The organism is Nonomuraea sp. NPDC050547 (assembly GCF_044457345.1).
Classification (GTDB): Bacteria; Actinomycetota; Actinomycetes; order Streptosporangiales; family Streptosporangiaceae; genus Nonomuraea.
This window is the reverse complement of record NZ_JBITGW010000031.1, coordinates 36867-53032: the sequence shown is the minus strand read 5'-3', so window position 1 is coordinate 53032 and position 16166 is coordinate 36867. Positions and strand designations below refer to the sequence as shown.

Annotated in this window: 17 protein-coding genes; 12 read left to right on the top strand and 5 right to left on the bottom strand. The window is 70.8% G+C overall.

Annotated features, from left to right (window positions below; translation table 11 throughout):
- Nucleotides 1–4: 4 nt before the first annotated feature.
- From ACIBHY_RS51130 to ACIBHY_RS51120, 3 genes are read left to right on the top strand one after another with little or no spacing between them, the layout of a single operon-like run.
- On the top strand, nt 5–1468 hold the full coding sequence (locus ACIBHY_RS51130) for an APC family permease (RefSeq protein ID WP_397310614.1): 1464 nt from the start codon (nt 5–7) through the stop codon (nt 1466–1468).
- Between the two features lie 10 nt (nt 1469–1478).
- Nucleotides 1479–1916, top strand: coding sequence for a hypothetical protein (locus ACIBHY_RS51125; protein ID WP_397310613.1), 438 nt, complete (start codon nt 1479–1481; stop codon nt 1914–1916).
- Between the two features lie 4 nt (nt 1917–1920).
- Nucleotides 1921–3249 carry a dipeptidase gene (locus ACIBHY_RS51120; RefSeq protein WP_397241565.1) on the top strand — a complete coding sequence of 443 codons (1329 nt, stop codon included), beginning with the start codon at nt 1921–1923 and terminating at the stop codon, nt 3247–3249.
- Here the strand turns inward: ACIBHY_RS51120 and ACIBHY_RS51115 are convergent.
- Nucleotides 3246–4007 (bottom strand): sulfite exporter TauE/SafE family protein, encoded by a 762-nt coding sequence (locus ACIBHY_RS51115; RefSeq protein WP_397241567.1) that lies wholly within the window; start codon nt 4005–4007, stop codon nt 3246–3248. The two genes, ACIBHY_RS51120 and ACIBHY_RS51115, sit on opposite strands and share 4 nt — an antisense overlap.
- 9 nt (nt 4008–4016) lie before the next feature.
- Nucleotides 4017–4550, bottom strand: coding sequence for a hypothetical protein (locus ACIBHY_RS51110; protein WP_397241569.1), 534 nt, complete (start codon nt 4548–4550; stop codon nt 4017–4019).
- 18 nt (nt 4551–4568) lie between these two features.
- On the opposite strand from ACIBHY_RS51110, the gene ACIBHY_RS51105 reads away from it, so the two are divergent.
- On the top strand, nt 4569–5321 hold the full coding sequence (locus ACIBHY_RS51105) for an SDR family oxidoreductase (RefSeq protein WP_397310612.1): 753 nt from the start codon (nt 4569–4571) through the stop codon (nt 5319–5321).
- 2 nt (nt 5322–5323) lie between these two features.
- Here the strand turns inward: ACIBHY_RS51105 and ACIBHY_RS51100 are convergent, their stop codons facing one another.
- Nucleotides 5324–6205, bottom strand: a complete 882-nt coding sequence (locus ACIBHY_RS51100) for a hypothetical protein (RefSeq protein ID WP_397310611.1) — start codon at nt 6203–6205, stop codon at nt 5324–5326.
- Between the two features lie 173 nt (nt 6206–6378).
- On the opposite strand from ACIBHY_RS51100, the gene ACIBHY_RS51095 reads away from it, so the two are divergent.
- The 7 genes from ACIBHY_RS51095 to ACIBHY_RS51065 are packed head-to-tail and all read left to right on the top strand — an operon-like array spanning nt 6379 to nt 13344.
- Complete coding sequence (locus tag ACIBHY_RS51095) at nt 6379–7320, top strand: GNAT family N-acetyltransferase (protein WP_397310610.1); 942 nt, start codon at nt 6379–6381, stop codon at nt 7318–7320.
- Nucleotides 7317–8009, top strand: a complete 693-nt coding sequence (locus tag ACIBHY_RS51090; RefSeq protein WP_397241576.1) for a PIG-L deacetylase family protein — start codon at nt 7317–7319, stop codon at nt 8007–8009. The genes ACIBHY_RS51095 and ACIBHY_RS51090 overlap by 4 nt, the downstream gene beginning before the upstream one ends.
- On the top strand, nt 8009–9610 hold the full coding sequence (locus tag ACIBHY_RS51085) for an ABC transporter substrate-binding protein (protein ID WP_397310609.1): 1602 nt from the start codon (nt 8009–8011) through the stop codon (nt 9608–9610). Before ACIBHY_RS51090 ends, ACIBHY_RS51085 begins: the two co-directional genes overlap by 1 nt.
- Nucleotides 9607–10578, top strand: coding sequence for an ABC transporter permease (locus ACIBHY_RS51080; protein ID WP_379619245.1), 972 nt, complete (start codon nt 9607–9609; stop codon nt 10576–10578). Before ACIBHY_RS51085 ends, ACIBHY_RS51080 begins: the two co-directional genes overlap by 4 nt.
- Nucleotides 10575–11402: an ABC transporter permease gene (locus ACIBHY_RS51075; RefSeq protein WP_397241580.1), complete on the top strand. Its 828-nt coding sequence runs from the start codon at nt 10575–10577 to the stop codon at nt 11400–11402. Before ACIBHY_RS51080 ends, ACIBHY_RS51075 begins: the two co-directional genes overlap by 4 nt.
- The gene (locus ACIBHY_RS51070) at nt 11399–12370 is read left to right on the top strand and encodes an ABC transporter ATP-binding protein (RefSeq protein ID WP_397310608.1); all 972 of its coding nucleotides are present in this window, start codon (nt 11399–11401) and stop codon (nt 12368–12370) included. Before ACIBHY_RS51075 ends, ACIBHY_RS51070 begins: the two co-directional genes overlap by 4 nt.
- Nucleotides 12367–13344: an ABC transporter ATP-binding protein gene (locus tag ACIBHY_RS51065; protein ID WP_397241584.1), complete on the top strand. Its 978-nt coding sequence runs from the start codon at nt 12367–12369 to the stop codon at nt 13342–13344. Before ACIBHY_RS51070 ends, ACIBHY_RS51065 begins: the two co-directional genes overlap by 4 nt.
- Nucleotides 13345–14191: 847 nt before the next feature.
- Here the strand turns inward: ACIBHY_RS51065 and ACIBHY_RS51060 are convergent.
- Nucleotides 14192–15160: a helix-turn-helix transcriptional regulator gene (locus ACIBHY_RS51060; protein ID WP_397241586.1), complete on the bottom strand. Its 969-nt coding sequence runs from the start codon at nt 15158–15160 to the stop codon at nt 14192–14194.
- Between the two features lie 45 nt (nt 15161–15205).
- Here ACIBHY_RS51060 and ACIBHY_RS51055 point away from each other — a divergent pair, with 45 nt between their 5' ends.
- Complete coding sequence (locus tag ACIBHY_RS51055) at nt 15206–15658, top strand: hypothetical protein (RefSeq protein ID WP_397241588.1); 453 nt, start codon at nt 15206–15208, stop codon at nt 15656–15658.
- Here ACIBHY_RS51055 and ACIBHY_RS51050 read toward each other — a convergent pair.
- Nucleotides 15655–15870 (bottom strand): hypothetical protein, encoded by a 216-nt coding sequence (locus tag ACIBHY_RS51050; protein WP_397241590.1) that lies wholly within the window; start codon nt 15868–15870, stop codon nt 15655–15657. The two genes, ACIBHY_RS51055 and ACIBHY_RS51050, sit on opposite strands and share 4 nt — an antisense overlap.
- Between the last annotated feature and the right edge of the window lie 296 nt (nt 15871–16166).

Below are 16166 nucleotides of genomic sequence, written 5' to 3'. Positions count from 1 at the left end.
TCGAATGAGCTCTGTCGATGTTCCGGGGGATTCGGGAGCGGCGCCGAAGGCGGCGGTCGCGGCCAAGCCCGCCACCGCGTGGATCTCGTGGGTCGCGCTGGCATTCATGATCACGAGCTCGGTCGCCAGCCTGCGCTCCGCGCCCAGCATGGCCGTGTACGGGCTGGCGGCGATCTTTCTCTACGTGGTTCCGGCGATCGTGTTCCTGCTGCCCACGGCCATGGTCTCGGCCGAACTCGCCTCCGGCTGGAGCGGAGGGGTCTACAACTGGGTCAGCCAAGGACTGTCGAAGCCCCTGGGGTTCCTGGCCGTGTGGTGCCAGTTCGCGATGACGATCTTCTACTATCCGACGCTGCTCGCCTTCGTGGCCAGCACCTTCGCGTACGTCATCAACCCCGAGCTGGCCGGTAGCGGGCTCTACACGGCGATCGTGATCGTGGTCGTCTACTGGGCGGGCGTCTGGGTGTCCAGCCAGGGGACGAAGACCGTGGCCGGGTTGTCCAGCGCGGGTCTGGTGATCGGCACGCTCATCCCCGGAACGGTGCTGATCCTGCTCGGGATGGTCTTCCTCGGCCAGGGCAACCCGTCGGCCGCGCCCATGGACGCGGCGCACATCCTGCCGCCGTGGGCGGGCATCGCCAGCCTGGTGCTGATCGTCAACAACTTCCTGTCGTACTCGGGCATGGAGATGAACGCGGTCCACGTCTCCAGCCTCAAGAACCCGGCCAAGGACTTTCCGCGGTCGATGTTCCTCGCGGTCGGGCTGGTGCTGGTGATCTTCATTCTGCCCGCGCTGGCGATCAGCTGGGTGGTTCCGGCCGACAGCACCAGCCTCACCGCCGGGGTGATGCAGGCGTTCGACACCATGTTCGCCCACTTCAGCGTGCAGTGGCTGACGCCGGTCTTCGGGTTGATGATCATCGCGGCGTCGCTGGGCGGCATGCTGACCTGGCTGGCCGGGCCCTCCAAGGGCGTGCTGATGATCAGCCGTGAGGAGGGCTGGCTGCCGCCGTCGCTGCAGAAGCTCAACAAGCACGGCATCCAGCAGAACATCCTCGTCGCCCAGGGCGTCGTCACGACGGTCATCGCGCTGCTGTACGCGTTCATCCCGGACGTCTCCAGCGCCTACTGGATCCTGTCGGTGATCACCACGCAGATCTACCTGATCGTCTATCTGCTGATGTTCGTCGCGGCGGTACGGCTGCGCAGAACCCAGCCCGACCACCCGCGCGGCTTCCGCGCCCCGGCCCTGGGCCTGCTCTGCGTGGTCGGCTTCCTGGCCTCGGCCGCCGCGATGATCATCGGGTTCGTGCCGCCGTCGCAGTTCGGCTCCGGGAGCCCGCTGGTCTACGTCCTGATCGTCGGCGGCGGGCTGATCCTGGTCGGGCTGGCGGTGCCGTACCTGCTCATCAAGCTCAGCAGGCCCTCCTGGCGTGACCCCGGGCGGGCCGCCGCAGAGGGCGAGTGAGGGGAACGTCATGGGGGCACACGCGCGCGTCACCGACGGGGAACGGCGCAGCCGGTGGATCACCTACACCGCGACCGGCCTGCTCGTGGTGGTGGTCCTGATCATCATGGCCATCATGTGGGGCACCCGCACGGCCAACGCCACGGCCACCGCGCAGAGCAAGGCCAAGCAGCTCAACGAGGAGCTCGTCGCGGCGGGGCTGAACCCGGTCGATCCCGACGTCCTGACCAAGGCGCTGGGCACCAAGGGCGGTCAGTTGTGCGCCGACCCCGCCGGTACGGTCGCCAAGGTCGCCGCGCTCACCAGCGGCGCCGCCGGGCCGGGGCAGCGGCCGATCATCGCCGGGCAGCGCCTGATCGAGGGGGCCGGGCTGGCGGTGAAGGTGTACTGCCCGGACAAGCAGCAACAGTTCGCCCAGGCGCTGGCCGGGCTCCACCTCGAAGGGTGATCCGATGGAGTTGCGTGAGCGCGTCGCCGCGCTGATGCCGCGGGCGAAGAAGGATCTGGCCGAGCTGGTGGCGTTCCGGTCGGTGGCCGACGCGCGGCAGTTCCCGCCGGAGGAGTGCGAGAAGGCCGCCCAGTGGGTGCTGGACGCGTTCGCCCAGGTCGGTTTCAGCGGCCTGCGCCTGGCCGAGACCGCCGACGGCAGCAAGGCCGTGTACGGCGAGCGCCCCGGCCCGCCCGGCGCCAAGACGGTGCTGCTGTACGCCCACTACGACGTCCAGCCGCCCCTGGACGAGGACGCCTGGAACAGCCCGGTCTGGGAGCTGACCGAGCGCGACGGCCGCTGGTACGGCAGGGGCGCCGCCGACTGCAAGGGCAACATCCTCATGCACCTGACCGCGCTGCGCGCCCTCGGCGACGACGTGCCGGTCGGCCTGAAGCTCATCGTCGAGGGCTCGGAGGAACAGGGGACCGGCGGGCTGGAGGACTTCGTCCCCAAGAACGCCGACCTGCTGCGCGCCGACGCCATCCTGGTCTGCGACACCGGCGGCGCCGCCGTCGGCCGGCCCGCGCTCACCGTCAGCCTGCGCGGCCTGGCCAACGTGGTCGTCTCGGTCGAGGCGCTCAGCAGCGAGATGCACTCCGGCATGTTCGGCGGCGCCGCCCCTGACGCGCTGGCCGCGCTCATCCACATGCTCTCGTCCCTGCGTGACGCCCAGGGCAACACGACCGTCGACGGCCTGGACAACACGCAGACGTGGAGTGGCGCGCCGTACCCCGCCGGGCAGTTCGCCGCCGACGCGCACATGCTGAACGGCGAGACGCCGCTCGGCGACGGGACCGTCTCGGACATGCTGTGGGCGCGGCCCGCGCTGACCGTGCTCGGCATCGACTGCCCGCCCGTCGTCGGCTCGGCCTCGGCCATCCAGCCGCACGCCAAGGCCCGGCTCAACCTGCGGGTGCCGCCCGGCACGGACCCGGTGCGGGCCCAGGACGCGCTGATCGCGCACCTGGAGGCGGCCGCTCCGTGGGGCGTGCGCGTGACGGTGGAGCGGGAGGCTTCCGGCCAGCCGTTCCTGGCCGAGACCGGCGGGCCCGCCTACACCGCGCTGCGCGGCGCGATGAAGGACGCCTACGGGGTCGAGTCGGTCAGCCTCGGCCAGGGCGGATCCATCCCGCTGTGCAACGTCTTCCGCGACACCTACCCGGACGCGGAGATCATCCTCATGGGCGTCGAGGAGCCGCTCACGCTCATGCACGCGCCCAACGAGAGCGTGGACCCGGACGAGATCGCCCGCATGGCCCTCACCGAGGCCCTCTTCCTGCAGAGGTACTAGGCGCGGGCCAGCAACTGGACCAGTGCCACGGTGCCGACGGCCACGACCAGGGTCCGCAGCACCGCGGGGCTGAGCCGGCGGCCCAGCGCCGACCCCGCTCGGCCGCCGATCGCGGAACCCACTGCCAGCAGGCCCACGGCGGTCCAGTCGAAGTCGGCGGCGAGCAGGAAGAAGAGCGCGGCCACGGTGTTGACCACGGCGACCAGGACGTTCCTGAGGGCGTTGAGCCGCTGCATGTCCTCGTCGAGGAGCATGCCCATCAGGGACATGTAGATGATCCCCTGGGCGGCGGCGAAATAGCCGCCGTACACGCTGGCCAGCGTCAGTCCCGTCAGCAGCACCGGGCCGCCGTCGGGGTCGGCGCTTCGGTCCCGGCGGCGCCGTACCGCCTTGGCGATCCAGGGCTGTAGGACGATCAGGACGAGCGCGAGGCCCACCAGCACGGGCACGATCGTCTCGAACGCGGCGGCCGGCAACACCAGCAGCAGCGCCGCCCCGGTGACTCCGCCCACCAGCGCGCCCGCGCTCATCCGCAGGATGCGCCGCCGCTGGCCGCGCAGTTCCTCGCGGTAGCCGATGGCGCCGCTGATCGAGCCGGGGATCAGGCCGAGGGCGTTGGAGACCGTGGCGGTGACCGGGGGCAGGCCGGTGGCCAGCAGGACCGGAAACGTGATCAGTGTCCCGGAGCCGACGACGGTGTTGATGGCCCCCGCCCCGGCGCCGGCGCCGAACACGGCCAGCATTTCCCCAAATGTCACACAAGCAGCCTAGGAACCCGACACTTCACCCGCGGTCGAACGATGGAGGCAGATGCAGTTGCGGTCGTTCTGGGGTGGGTCGATGACGTGGGCCGAGAGCGGGGTGAGGAGCTCTTCCATGGCGCGGGCGGCGGTCACCGCGGACTCGGTGACCGTGTAGACGTCGGTGGCGTCGTGGACGCTGATCGTGAGGGTGGTGGCCGTCGCCCAGACGTGGGCCGGGTGGCCGGCCAGGGTGACCCAGCCGGGCTGGTCCAGGTCGGGGTGGCCGGGGATCGGGCTGGGGAACAGGGCGTACTCCTGGACGGTGTAGCCCTGGCCCGGCACTGCCTGCGGGGTGCCGGGCGGGATGCGCTTGACCGGCAGGCCCAGCACGGTCAGGATCCCGGCCGGGTCTTCGGTGCGCAGCGCGGCCAGCAGGCGGTCGCCGTCGTTGGAGTGGCCGCCGTAGGCGCGGCAGAAGTGGAAGTACGCCAGGCTGTTCGCCCACCCGTGCAACTGCTCGGGAGTGTGGGTCTCGTAGAGGTACTCGTCCCAGGTCATGATGGTAGTTTGCCGGGCATGACCAAGGCATCCAAGGTCGCCGTCGTCACCGGGGCGGGGTCCGGGATCGGGCGGGCCGTCGCCAGGGGGCTGCGCGGGGCCGGCTACGCGGTGGTGGCCGCGGGGCGGCGGGAGGAGACGCTGCGGGAGACCGCGGGCCCGCCGGACGAGGGCGGGTGGCTGGTCGTCCCCGCCGACGTGCGGGACGAGGGGTCGGTGGCGGCGCTGTTCGGGGCCGTGCGGGAGCGGTTCGGACGGGTCGACCTGCTGTTCAACAACGCCGGCACGGGTACGCCTCCGGTGCCCGTGGACGAGCTCGACGTCGAGCAGTGGCGTACCGCGGTGGACACCAACCTCACCGGCTCCTTCCTGTGTGCCAGGCAGGCGTTCGGGATCATGCGGCGGCAGGATCCGCGGGGCGGGCGGATCATCAACAACGGGTCGATCTCGGCCCACGCGCCGCGGCCGTTCAGCGCGCCCTACACCGCCACCAAGCATGCGATCACCGGGCTGACGAAGGCGTTGTCGCTGGACGGCCGGCCGTACGACATCGTGTGCTCGCAGATCGACATCGGCAACGCCGCCACCGAGATGACGGTGAGGATGGCGCAGGGCGTGCTGCAGGCGGACGGGACGACGGCGCCCGAGCCGCGCATGGACGTGGAGCACGTGGTGAGCGCCGTCCTCTACATGGCGGGGCTGCCGCTGGCGGCGAACGTGCAGTTCATGACCGTGATGGCGACCACGATGCCGTTCGTCGGCCGGGGCTGAGGTCACGCGCTCTCCAGAGCCCTTCTGAGCGCCGGTTCGAAGTGGATGAGCGGCAGGGTGTGGCCGGGCTGGGCGATGAGAATGGTGGCGATCTTCCCTTCGGCGAAGGCGAGCGCGTGCTCGTAGGCGCCCGCGGCCGCCACGATCGCCCTGGCCCGTGACGGGCCGCGCGCCTCGGCGAAGAAGACGAGGACGCCGTCGTCGACGCCCGACTGCTCCCCGCGCAGATAGGCGCAGCCGGCCAGCTTCTTGGTGAGCTTCTCGCGGTCGTCCACCCAGACGGCGGGCAGGTCGCTGCCGACCGTGACCTCGCCGACCAGGTATCCGGCGTTCTCCAGTTCGACGGCCATGGCGATGCCGACCGCGGCCAGGTCGGCGTCGGGGGAGTACGGCTCGTGCTCGGTGCTGAGCAGGACGAGGCCGCCGGGCGTCTGCCAGGGCAGGTAGCCCCAGTCGGCGCTGATGTCGACGTGCTGGGTCGTGGAGCGCACCAGCACCTCGCCGGTCTCGGGGCTGGCGTGTTCGGCGGCCGTCGCGGCCAGGGCGGGGGCGTCCAGGCCGAGGCGCTGGGCGGCCCAGGTGACGAGGTTGGCGGCCCAGGTTCCGTCGCGCCAGTCGACGCGTTTCAGGTCGAGGGTGGCCAGGGCGGCGTAGGCGTACCGCACGTGGCTGGGGTCGGCGGTTCTCGCCGCGGCGAGGGTGCAGCGGCGGGCGAAGGTGATGAGCACGTAGAAGTCGTCGAGGCTGAGCCGGGCGGAGGTGAGGCCGGTGTCGAGTGCGGCGCGGATCGCGGCGTCGCACGGGGAGTCGGTCCAGCGCCAGAGTTGGTGGGCGCGGAAGTCGTAGCCGGGGGTTCCCAGGATGTCAGGTTCGTCTGGGTCCATACACCTGACGCTAGACGGCTCGGCGCCGCGTGTGTCGGTTGTCATGCCTAATCAGTCGGGCAACGTTCCATACTTACCGGAGGCGAAGGAAAGTTTCTAGAGGTTCGGGCACAGAGAAAATTTCTTCCCGAACTTATTGACCAGAGCGCTTACCAGTCGGAAAGCTCTTGTTCATGACGGTCACAGTCCGCGCGTTCGTCGCGGGGGATGAGCCCTCACTGATCGACTGCTGGAACCAGAGCCTGCCCGCCGACCCGACGACCGCGACGTGGTTTCGCGACTGCGTCCTGCTCGACCCCAACTTCGACCCCGACGGGCTGCGTGTCGCCGTCGCGGACGGCCGGGTGGTGGGCTGCGCCTACGCGGTACGCCGCCAGACGCCCCTCGCGCCAGGCACCGACCTGGAGCCGGAGACCGGGTGGATCCCGTTCTTCTTCGTGGCCCCGGGTCACCGGGGCTCCGGGCTCGGCCGGCGGTTGCTCGGCGAGGCGCTGGCGTTCCTGCGCGATCAGGGGCGCACCCGCGTCGACTTCGCCTCCTACACCCCCAACTACGTCCTGCCCGGCGTCGACGCCGAGCTCTACCCGCGGGCGTTCACGCTGCTCGGCGCGATGGGCTTCACCACGCTGTACTCGCCGGTCGCGATGGACCGCACGCTCGTCGGCTACGCGACCCCGCCCGAGGTGCACGCCCTGCGCGAGAAGCGCGAGAGCGAGGGGTACGGCTTCCGCCACCCCACCGCCGGCGAACTGCCCGAGCTGATCCGCTTCGCGGCCGACGTCTTCAACCCCGACTGGGGCGAGGCGATCCGCCACCATAAATCCGTCGAACGTATGATTATCGCGAAAAAACGGGAAAAGATCGTGGGCTTCGCGCTCTACGCGGCCTACCGCGGCATCCCCGAGCGCTTCGGCCCCTTCGGCGTCGACCCGGGCGAACGCGGCACCGGCCTCGGCAAGATCCTGCTCCACCTCACGATGACCGCCAAGCGCGCCGAGGGCCTGCACTCCTCGTGGTTCCTGTGGACCGGCGAGGCCAGCCCGGCCGGCGTGCTCTACACCAAGGCGGGCTACGAGGTGACCAGGCGTTTCCACGTCATGAGGTGGAGCGCGTGAACATCCTGGCCATCGGCGCGCATGCCGGCGACATGGATCTGACGGCGGGAGCCGTACTCGCGCAGCATGTCCTTGAGGGGCACGAGGCGACGCTCCTGCACCTCACGCTCGGCGAGCGCGGTCACCCCCGGATGTCCGTGGCCGACTACGCCGCGCAGAAGCGCGAGGAGGCGGAGGCGTTCGCGGCCGCGATCGGCGCGCGGGCCAGGTTCCTCGACTACGAGGACGGGCTGCTCCCCGAGGACGAGGACGTCAAGACGCGCGTCGGCGACCTGATCAGGGAGCTGAAACCGGACGTGCTCCTCACCCACTGGAGCGCCTCGATCCACAAGGACCACGCCCGCACCCACCGCGTGGTCGAGGACGCCCGCTTCTACGGCGGGCTGAAGACGCTGGAGCGCGACCTGCCCGCGCACTGGGCCGCCCAGCTCTACTACGCCGACAACTGGGAGGACGCCGAGGGCTTCCGCCCCGACGTGTTCGTCGAGATCGCCGAGGAGGCCTACGAGATCTGGTCGCGGGCGATCACCGGCTACGCCTACGCCCGCGGGGAGACCTACGGCTTCCCCTACGTCGACTACTACCGGGCGCTCACGATCGTGCGGGGCGCGCCTGCCGGATTCCGCCGCGCGCAGGCGTTCGCCGCCCCGGTGGGATCCCGTGATCTGCGGGTGAGAGGAACCTTCTGATGAAACGTTTAACGATCATCGCCGTCGCTCTGGTGCTCGCCGGTTGCTCGGGCGGGGGAGGGCAGAAGGGGCCGGGCGCGGCGGCGCCGCCGCTGGTCGTGCACGCGATCGACTCGGGCACCTTCCAGGAGAACTTCAACCCGTTCCACCTGGAGGGCGTCAACTTCGGCACCACCGGGATGATCTACGAGACGCTCGAGTACTTCAACAAGCTCAAACCGGGCGAGACCAAGCCGTGGCTGGCGCTGAGCCACGCGTGGACCAATGACGGCAAGACGCTCACCTTCACCCTCCGCCAGGGCGTGAAGTGGACCGACGGCAAGCCGTTCACCGCCGACGACGTGGTCTTCACCTTCGAGACGATGATCAAGCACCCGGAGCTCAACAAGAGCGCCGTGGAGCTGGCCGGCGCCAAGGCGCTCGCCCCGGACAAGGTTCAGCTCGACTTCACGTCGACCTCCTACGCCAAGCTCTTCAACATCTCGGGCAGCACGGCGATCGTGCCGAAGCACCTGTTCGAGAAGGAGAACGCGGTCACCTTCACCAACCCCAAGCCGGTGGGCACCGGGCCGTACAAGCTGGCCAAGTTCTCCGCCCAGCTCTACGAGATGACGAAGAATCCGGGCTACTGGCAGCCCGGCAAGCCCGTCGTCCCCACGGTCAGGTTCCCCGCCTACACCGCCAACGCCGTCCAGACCGGGCTGCAGCAGGGCGAGATCGACTGGGCCGGCGCGTTCGTCCCCGACATCGACAAGATCTACGTCCAGGGCAAGCCCGAGACCAACAAGTACTACTTCCCGCCCGAGGGCGTGGTCGCCCTCCTGCCGAACCTGACCCACCCCGTCCTGTCCAAGCCCGAGGTACGGCAGGCCATCAGCCTGGCCATCGACCGCGACAAGATCGTCAAGGTGGCCGAGCGCGGCTACACCAAGGTCGCCCACCCCACCGGCATCCCCATCCCCGGCGGCGAGGCGTTCCTGCCGCCCGCCTACAAGGACGCCGCCTACAAGGTCGACATCGCGAAGGCCAAGGAACTGCTCAAGGGCGTCGACCCGGCCCAGCTGAAGTTCCAGCTGCTGGTGCCCTCGCCGTTCACCGACTGGGTCAACGCCGCCCAGCTCATCCGCGAGGACCTGGCCAAGGTCGGCATCACCGTCGAGACCCGCGGCGTCGCCTTCCAGGACTGGGTCTCCAAGGTGGGCAAGGGCAGCTACGACCTGTCGATCCGGGCCACGCCGGCCGGGGCCTCGCCGTACTTCCAGATGCGCTCGCTGTTGTTCAGCGAGCTGGCCAAGCCCGTCGGCACCGCCGCCACCGGCAACTACCAGCGCTGGAAGGACGCGGCGAGCGACAAGCTCATCCACGACTACGCCGCCACCGACGACCTGGCCGCCCAGCAGAAGGCGGCGCAGGGGCTCGGCACGATCATGGTGGAGAAGCAGCCGGTGCTGCCGCTGTTCTACAGCCCGGCCTGGGCGCAGTTCCGCACCAGCAAGTACGTCGGCTGGCCCTCCGAGCAGGACCCGTACGCGATGCCCTCGCCGTACACCTCGCCCGACGCCGCCGTGGTGCTGCTCAACCTGAGGCCAGCGGGCACGTGAGGTTCCTGGCCAGGCGGCTCGGGTTCTACCTGCTCACGGCCTGGGCCGCCGTCACGCTCAACTTCCTGATCCCCCGGCTGATGCCGGGGGACCCGGTCGACCTGCTGGTGGCCAGGCTCAAGGGCAACGTGGACCCGGCCGCCGTCGAGGCGATGAAGAAGGCGTTCGGGATCAGCGACGCGGGACTCTGGACGCAGTACGTGGACTACCTGGGCAACCTCTTCCGCGGGGAGCTCGGGCGCTCGATCACGTTCTTCCCCACCGAGGTCTCCACCGTCATCGCCGACAGCCTGCCCTGGACCATCGGCCTGGTCGGCGTGGCCACGCTGATCAGCTACGTCGTCGGCACCTCGCTCGGCGTGCTCATGGCGTGGAAGCGCGGCACCTGGCTGGACGGGGTGCTGCCCGCCGCGACCTTCCTGCACGCGGTGCCGTACTTCTGGGTCGCGCTCGTGCTGGTCTTCGTCTTCGGCTCGACGCTGCAGTGGTTCCCGGGCTCGCGCGCCTACGGGCTGGAGGTGACGCCCGGCTTCACCGGCGACTTCCTGGCCAGCGTGGCCTACCACGCGACGCTGCCGGCGGTCACGATCGTCGTCGCCTCGATGGCCGACCGCATCCTCGGCATGCGCAACGTCATGGTCACCACGCTCGGCGAGGACTACGTCGTGATGGCCGAGGCCAAGGGCCTGACCAGCCGCCGCGTCATGTGGGCCTACGCCGCCCGCAACGCGATCCTGCCCAACATCACCAGCTTCGCCCTCTCGCTCGGCTTCGTGGTGGGCGGATCGGTCCTGACGGAGATCGTCTTCTCCTATCCGGGCATCGGCTCCATGCTCCTGAAGGGCGTCGAGAACGAGGACTTCCCGCTCATGCAGGGCATCTTCCTCGTGATCTCGCTGGCCGTCCTGGTCGCGAACCTCCTGGCCGACCTGGCCTATGTCCTCCTCGATCCAAGGACGCGCCAATGAAGATCCGCATAGGCGCCGGCATCCTCGTCTTCTTCGCGCTGATGGCGCTCGCGGGGCCGCTGCTGATCTCGGCCGACCCGGCCGCGACCAGCGACGCGGGCCTGCAGGGACCTTCGTCCGCGCACTGGCTCGGGACGACCCAGACCGGTCAGGACATCCTCACGCAGATCGTGTACGGCTCCCGCGTCTCGCTCGGCGTCGGCTTGCTCTCGGCGGTCATCGCTACCGCCGTCGCGATCGCCGTGGGCCTGGTCGGCGGCTACTTCGGCGGAGCCGTCGACGAGGTGCTGTCAGTGCTGACCAACATCTTCCTCGTGCTCCCGGCGCTGCCCCTGATCATCGTGCTCGCCGGGTACCTGCCCCAGCGCGGGGTCACCTCGGTCGCGGTGGTCATCGCCGTGACCGGATGGGCCTGGGGCGCGCGGGTCCTGCGCGCCCAGACCCTGTCGGTACGGCGGCGCGACTTCGTCGAGGCGGCGCGGGCAGGCGGCGAGGGCCCGATCCGGGTCATCTTCTTCGAGATCCTGCCGGTGCTGCTGCCGGTGATCGCCACGAGCTTCCTGGCGACGGTCGTGGGCGCGATCCTGGCCGAGGCCGGGCTGTCGTTCCTCGGCCTGGCGGACCTGTCCACGGTGAGCTGGGGCAGCATGCTCTACTTCGCGCAGAACGGGCAGGCGCTGCTCATCGGGGCGTGGTGGTGGTTCGTGCCGCCAGGGCTCTGCATCGCGCTCATCGGGACCGGGCTCGCGCTGGTCAACTTCGGCCTGGACGAGATAGCCAACCCCCGGCTGCGTACGATCAAGGTTCGGAAGGCGCGCGCATGAACGTCCTGGAGATCCGCGACCTGGGCGTCGACTACCAGTCGAACAGCGGCGCCGTGCACGCCGTCGACGGCGTCTCAATCGACCTGCGGCGGGGCGAGATCCTCGGGCTGGCGGGGGAGAGCGGCAGCGGCAAGTCCACGCTCGCCCACGCGATCGGCCGCCTGCTGCGCCCGCCCGCGACGATCACCGGCGGCACGGTGACCTACCACCGCGCCGACGGCGGTGCCGTGGACGTCCTGGGCCTGCGCGGCGAGGAACTGCGCGCCTTCCGCTGGGCGGAGCTGGCCGTCGTCTTCCAGTCGGCCATGAACGCGCTCAACCCGGTCAGTACCGTGGGCGCGCAGATCGAGGACGTGCTCCGCATCCACCGGCCCACCATGACCAGGAAGATGCGCGGAGAACGGTCGGTTGAGCTGCTCCAGCGCGTCGGGATCAGCGCCGACCGGCGTCGCGGCTACCCGCACGAGCTGTCCGGCGGCATGCGCCAGCGCGCCGCGATCGCCATCGCGCTCGCGCTCAACCCCGAGATCATCATCATGGACGAGCCGACCACCGCCCTCGACGTGGTGGTGCAGCGCGACATCCTCCACGAGATCAGCGCCCTGCGCGAGGAGTACGGCTTCGCCGTCGTCTTCATCACCCACGACCTGTCGCTGCTCATGGAGATCTCCGACCGGATCGCCATCATGTACGCCGGCCGGGTCGTCGAGACCGGCTCCGCCCGCGCCCTGCACGACGCGCCCCGCCACCCGTACACGCTGGGCCTGCTGCGCTCCTTCCCCCGCTTGCACGGTCCGCGCGAGGAACTGCTCGGCATCCCCGGCACCCCGCCCGACCTGCGCGCGCTGCCGCCCGGTTGCGCCTTCCACCCGCGCTGCCGCCACGCCCTGCCGGACTGCCGGGAGATCACCCCGTCCCTGCGCGACGGGGTCTCCTGCCTGCTCAACGAGGGAAAGGGGGTCCGATGAGCGAGATCGTGCTCGAAGGGCGCAACCTCACCAAGCACTTCAAGGCCGCCCGCGGCCGCGGCACCGTGCACGCCGTGGACGACGTCTCCCTCACCCTGCGATCCGGTACGGCGACCGCGCTCGTCGGCGAGAGCGGCTGCGGCAAGAGCACCGTGGCCCGCCTGCTGGCCCAGGTGTACCCGCCCACGTCGGGCGAGGTGCTGCTGCACGGGCGGAAGGTGACCGGCTTCCGCGCGTACCGGCGGCAGGTGCAGCTCATCTTCCAGGACCCCTTCGCCTCCCTCAATCCCTTCCACCGGGTCCGCTACCACCTGGCCAGGCCGCTGCGCCTGCACGGCCACGCGCGCTCGGCGGCGCACGAGAAGGAGCTCGTCGCCGAGCTGCTGGAACGGGTCAGCCTGACGCCGGTCGAGCAGTTCATGGACAAGCTGCCGCACGAGCTGTCCGGCGGCCAGCGCCAGCGTGTCGCCATCGCCCGCGCGCTGGCCGTGCGGCCGATGGCGCTGATCGCCGACGAGCCGGTGTCGATGCTGGACGTGTCGATCAGGCTCGGGGTGCTGCGGCTGCTGGAGACGCTGGCGGCCGACAGCGGGCTGGCCCTGCTGTACATCACGCACGACATCGCCGGCGCCCGGTACTTCGCCGAGGACATCACCGTCATGTACGCGGGCCGGCTGATCGAGAGCGGCCCCAGCGAAGTCCTGACCCAGTCGCCCCGGCACCCCTACACCCAGCTCCTCCTCGACTCCGCCCCCGATCCCGCCCGCCATTCGGCGCCCGTCCCGAAGCTCGCCGCGCGCGGGGAGCCGCCGAGCCTCATCGCACCGCCGGACGGGTGCCGCTTCCATCCGCGCTGCCCGGTGGCGCTGCCGGTGTGTGCGAGCGAGGTGCCCGGCCGTACGGTGCTGGGCGCGGAACGGTGGACGCACTGCTGGCAGGCTGAAGCTCGGCCCACCAGCGTTCCCGGTGGGTAGAGCGGAGCATGCGGGCGTGCAGCCGGTGCAGCACGGTGACGTTGTGGGTGTTGACCTCCAGCTCCCCGGCCTCGGCCAGGTGCCGCAACGGACGGCCGTGACAGACCGAGCAGCCGCACACGCCCTCGGGCAGCCGCTCCACCGGCACGAACTCCAGCAGCTCCGGCACCAGCGCGCTCCTGGCCCCGCCCTTCCGCCAGCCGCCGCGGGCCTGATGCGGCTCGGGGTACAGATGCCGCAGCACCTCGCGAACCCCCACCGCCGCCCAGGGCGCGCCATGGGCCAGCGCCCCCAATGCCGCGACGCCCGCCGACAGCAACGGTAACCCCGGGGTCCGCGCGGGTGGAGGGGCGGCGTCCTCCACGACCAGGGCGACGGGCAGGCCGTAGGTGGCGATGGCGGTGGTGAGGGCGGGCAGGCCGGGGCCCAGCCAGTCGGCGTGGACCGGCAGGACCGCCACGACCTCGCCCCACTGGCTCGCCTGGTCCAGGATGGTGTGCAGCGCCTCGGTGTCGCCTCGGCCGACGTAGCCGGAGTCGGTCAGCGGAACCGTCACCCGGGCCTCGACCTGGTCGGCGATCCAGTGCGCCGACAGGCCCGCCGTACCCCTGACCCGTCCTGAGCCCGCGTAGCGGCGGCGGTCGGCGAGGACCGGAGCCGTGTAGCCGCGCCTGCGCACCATCCGCACCGCCTCGTGCGCCGCCTGCCCGGTGAAGACCAGCCCCGAGTGCGGCCGGTCGCCGAGGATCAGGGCGTCGTACACGTCCCGGGTGGAGAGCTGGACGAGCAGGTGGTCGCGGAGGTCCATGGACGGCTCCTCAAGGGCTATAACACCCCATACCCCCAGTTAAGTCTCGCGATAGCGGGCGGTCAGGTCATCCAGGGTCGCGATGACGCGTTCGCGGAGCTCCGCCGGGGTGCGGACCTCGACGTCGGCGCCCAGGCGCAGGAACTCGCCCAGCGCGTGCTCCACCGACTCGATCGGCAGCGTCACCTCGGTCCTGCCGTCGGGCAGCAGCCGTGCGGTCGCCTCCGCCGCGCCCACCACGCCCGGCGTCATCATCTCCCGCAACCGGTCCATGCCGCGCGGCGTCAGCCGGGCCACGGCCTCGCCCTGGCGCAGGCGGGCCTGGAACTCGGTCAGATACTCCTGCCAGTGCGCGGCCAGGTCGAAACCGTCCGGGCGGCTGAACGCCTCCTCACGGACGACCAGGTCGAGGATCTGCCACACCCGGTAGGTGCGCACCTGCTCGCCGCTGCGGGCGACCAGATACCAGCGGCCCGCCTTCACGACCAGCCCGTACGGCTCCAGCCGCCTGGTCACCTCGCCCTTCCAGCTCTTGTACCGCACGTCGAGCACCCGATCGCGCCACACCGCGTCGGCCACGGCGGGCAGGAACGGCAGCGGGTCGCGCTCCCGGTACCAGGCGGGCGCGTCGAGGTGGAAGCGCTCGCGGACCCGCCCGGCCCGGTCGCGCAGCTCGACCGGCAGCGCCGCCATGAGCTTGAGCTGGGCCGCCGTGACCACCGCCCCCAGCCCCAGCTCGGCGGCCGGACCCGGCAGCCCGGCGAGGAAAAGCGACTCGGCCTCGTCGCTGGTCAGGCCGGTCAGCCGGGTGCGGTAGCCGTCGAGCAGTTGGTAGCCGCCGTTGGTTCCGGCGTCGCCGTACAGGGGGACTCCGGCGGTGTGGAGGGACTCCACGTCGCGATAGATCGTGCGCACCGAGACCTCCAGGCGCTCGGCCAGCTCCCGCGCGGTCATGCGGCCGCGCGTCTGCAGCAGCAGGAGGATCGACACCAGGCGGGAAGCGCGCATGCCACTGACAATAGATGTCAGTGAGCCGGTCTTAGCGTCCAGGCCATGAACGGATTCGAGTTCTTCACCGGCGCCTGGAACATCCACAACAAGCGGCTCGCCAAATGGCTGGCGGGCAGCGACGAGTGGGAGGAGTTCCCCGGCCGGTCGGTCGCGAGCAGCCACTTCGCCGGTGGCGCGCACTTCGACGAGGTGGAGTTTCCCACGAAGGGGTTCAGCGGGCTGACCGTCCGGCTGTTCGACGTGGACGAGCAGCGCTGGACCATCCACTGGGCCAGCACCCGTACCGGCCGCTTCGACCCGCCCATGAGCGGCACCTGGCAGGGGGACCGGGGCGAGTTCTACGGCGACGACCAGCACCAGGGCACGCCGGTGCGCGCCCGCTTCATCTGGACCCGGATCAGCGGGGACGAGGCGCGGTGGGAGCAGGCGTTCTCGGTGGACGGGGAGAAGACCTGGGAGACCAACTGGATCATGGAGCTGACCCGGGCGGACTAGAGGCCGGTGCTCCTGACCCAGAAGATGACGCCGACCGCCACCACGGCCACCAGCAGCAGCAGACCGCCCACCACGATCACCCACCACCAGCCCGACTTCGGGGTCGCGGCCTCGTACTGCTCGACGTCGGGGAGCATGTCCGGCGTGTACGGCAGGCGCACCGTGCCCTCGCCGAGCCCGTCCTGACCCTGGTGCCGAGCCTGCTGGGGCATCCCCTGCTGTGGCATTCCCTGTGGCGGCCAGGTCTGCGGGGCGGACTGCTGGGGCGGAACCCCTTGCGGCGGCCAGGTCTGGTGGTGGCCGGGCGGCTGCTGCGGGCCGGTCTGGGGGTGGTGCGGGCCTGGCTGGTGGGGTGGCTGTCCCGGGGCGTGTGGCGGTATGCCGGGCTGTTGCTGGGGTGGCCAGGTCTGATGCCGGCCAGGCGGTTGGCGCGGGGGCTGTTGCGGGCCGGTCTGCGGGTGGTTTGGGCCGGGTTGGTGGTGCGGGCCGTTCGGGGGCGGTTGCTGGG

What these genes read in the sequence shown, in the direction of transcription:
- ACIBHY_RS51130 (WP_397310614.1), top strand. Translation starts at nt 5, where the DNA reads ATGAGCTCTGTCGATGTTCCGGGGGATTCGGGAGCGGCGCCGAAGGCG.
- ACIBHY_RS51125 (WP_397310613.1), top strand. Translation starts at nt 1,479, where the DNA reads ATGGGGGCACACGCGCGCGTCACCGACGGGGAACGGCGCAGCCGGTGG.
- ACIBHY_RS51120 (WP_397241565.1), top strand. Translation starts at nt 1,921, where the DNA reads ATGGAGTTGCGTGAGCGCGTCGCCGCGCTGATGCCGCGGGCGAAGAAG.
- ACIBHY_RS51110 (WP_397241569.1), bottom strand. Translation starts at nt 4,550, where the DNA reads ATGACCTGGGACGAGTACCTCTACGAGACCCACACTCCCGAGCAGTTG.
- ACIBHY_RS51105 (WP_397310612.1), top strand. Translation starts at nt 4,569, where the DNA reads ATGACCAAGGCATCCAAGGTCGCCGTCGTCACCGGGGCGGGGTCCGGG.
- ACIBHY_RS51100 (WP_397310611.1), bottom strand. Translation starts at nt 6,205, where the DNA reads ATGGACCCAGACGAACCTGACATCCTGGGAACCCCCGGCTACGACTTC.
- ACIBHY_RS51095 (WP_397310610.1), top strand. Translation starts at nt 6,379, where the DNA reads ATGACGGTCACAGTCCGCGCGTTCGTCGCGGGGGATGAGCCCTCACTG.
- ACIBHY_RS51085 (WP_397310609.1), top strand. Translation starts at nt 8,009, where the DNA reads ATGAAACGTTTAACGATCATCGCCGTCGCTCTGGTGCTCGCCGGTTGC.
- ACIBHY_RS51075 (WP_397241580.1), top strand. Translation starts at nt 10,575, where the DNA reads ATGAAGATCCGCATAGGCGCCGGCATCCTCGTCTTCTTCGCGCTGATG.
- ACIBHY_RS51070 (WP_397310608.1), top strand. Translation starts at nt 11,399, where the DNA reads ATGAACGTCCTGGAGATCCGCGACCTGGGCGTCGACTACCAGTCGAAC.
- ACIBHY_RS51065 (WP_397241584.1), top strand. Translation starts at nt 12,367, where the DNA reads ATGAGCGAGATCGTGCTCGAAGGGCGCAACCTCACCAAGCACTTCAAG.
- ACIBHY_RS51060 (WP_397241586.1), bottom strand. Translation starts at nt 15,160, where the DNA reads ATGCGCGCTTCCCGCCTGGTGTCGATCCTCCTGCTGCTGCAGACGCGC.
- ACIBHY_RS51055 (WP_397241588.1), top strand. Translation starts at nt 15,206, where the DNA reads ATGAACGGATTCGAGTTCTTCACCGGCGCCTGGAACATCCACAACAAG.
- ACIBHY_RS51050 (WP_397241590.1), bottom strand. Translation starts at nt 15,870, where the DNA reads ATGCCCCAGCAGGCTCGGCACCAGGGTCAGGACGGGCTCGGCGAGGGC.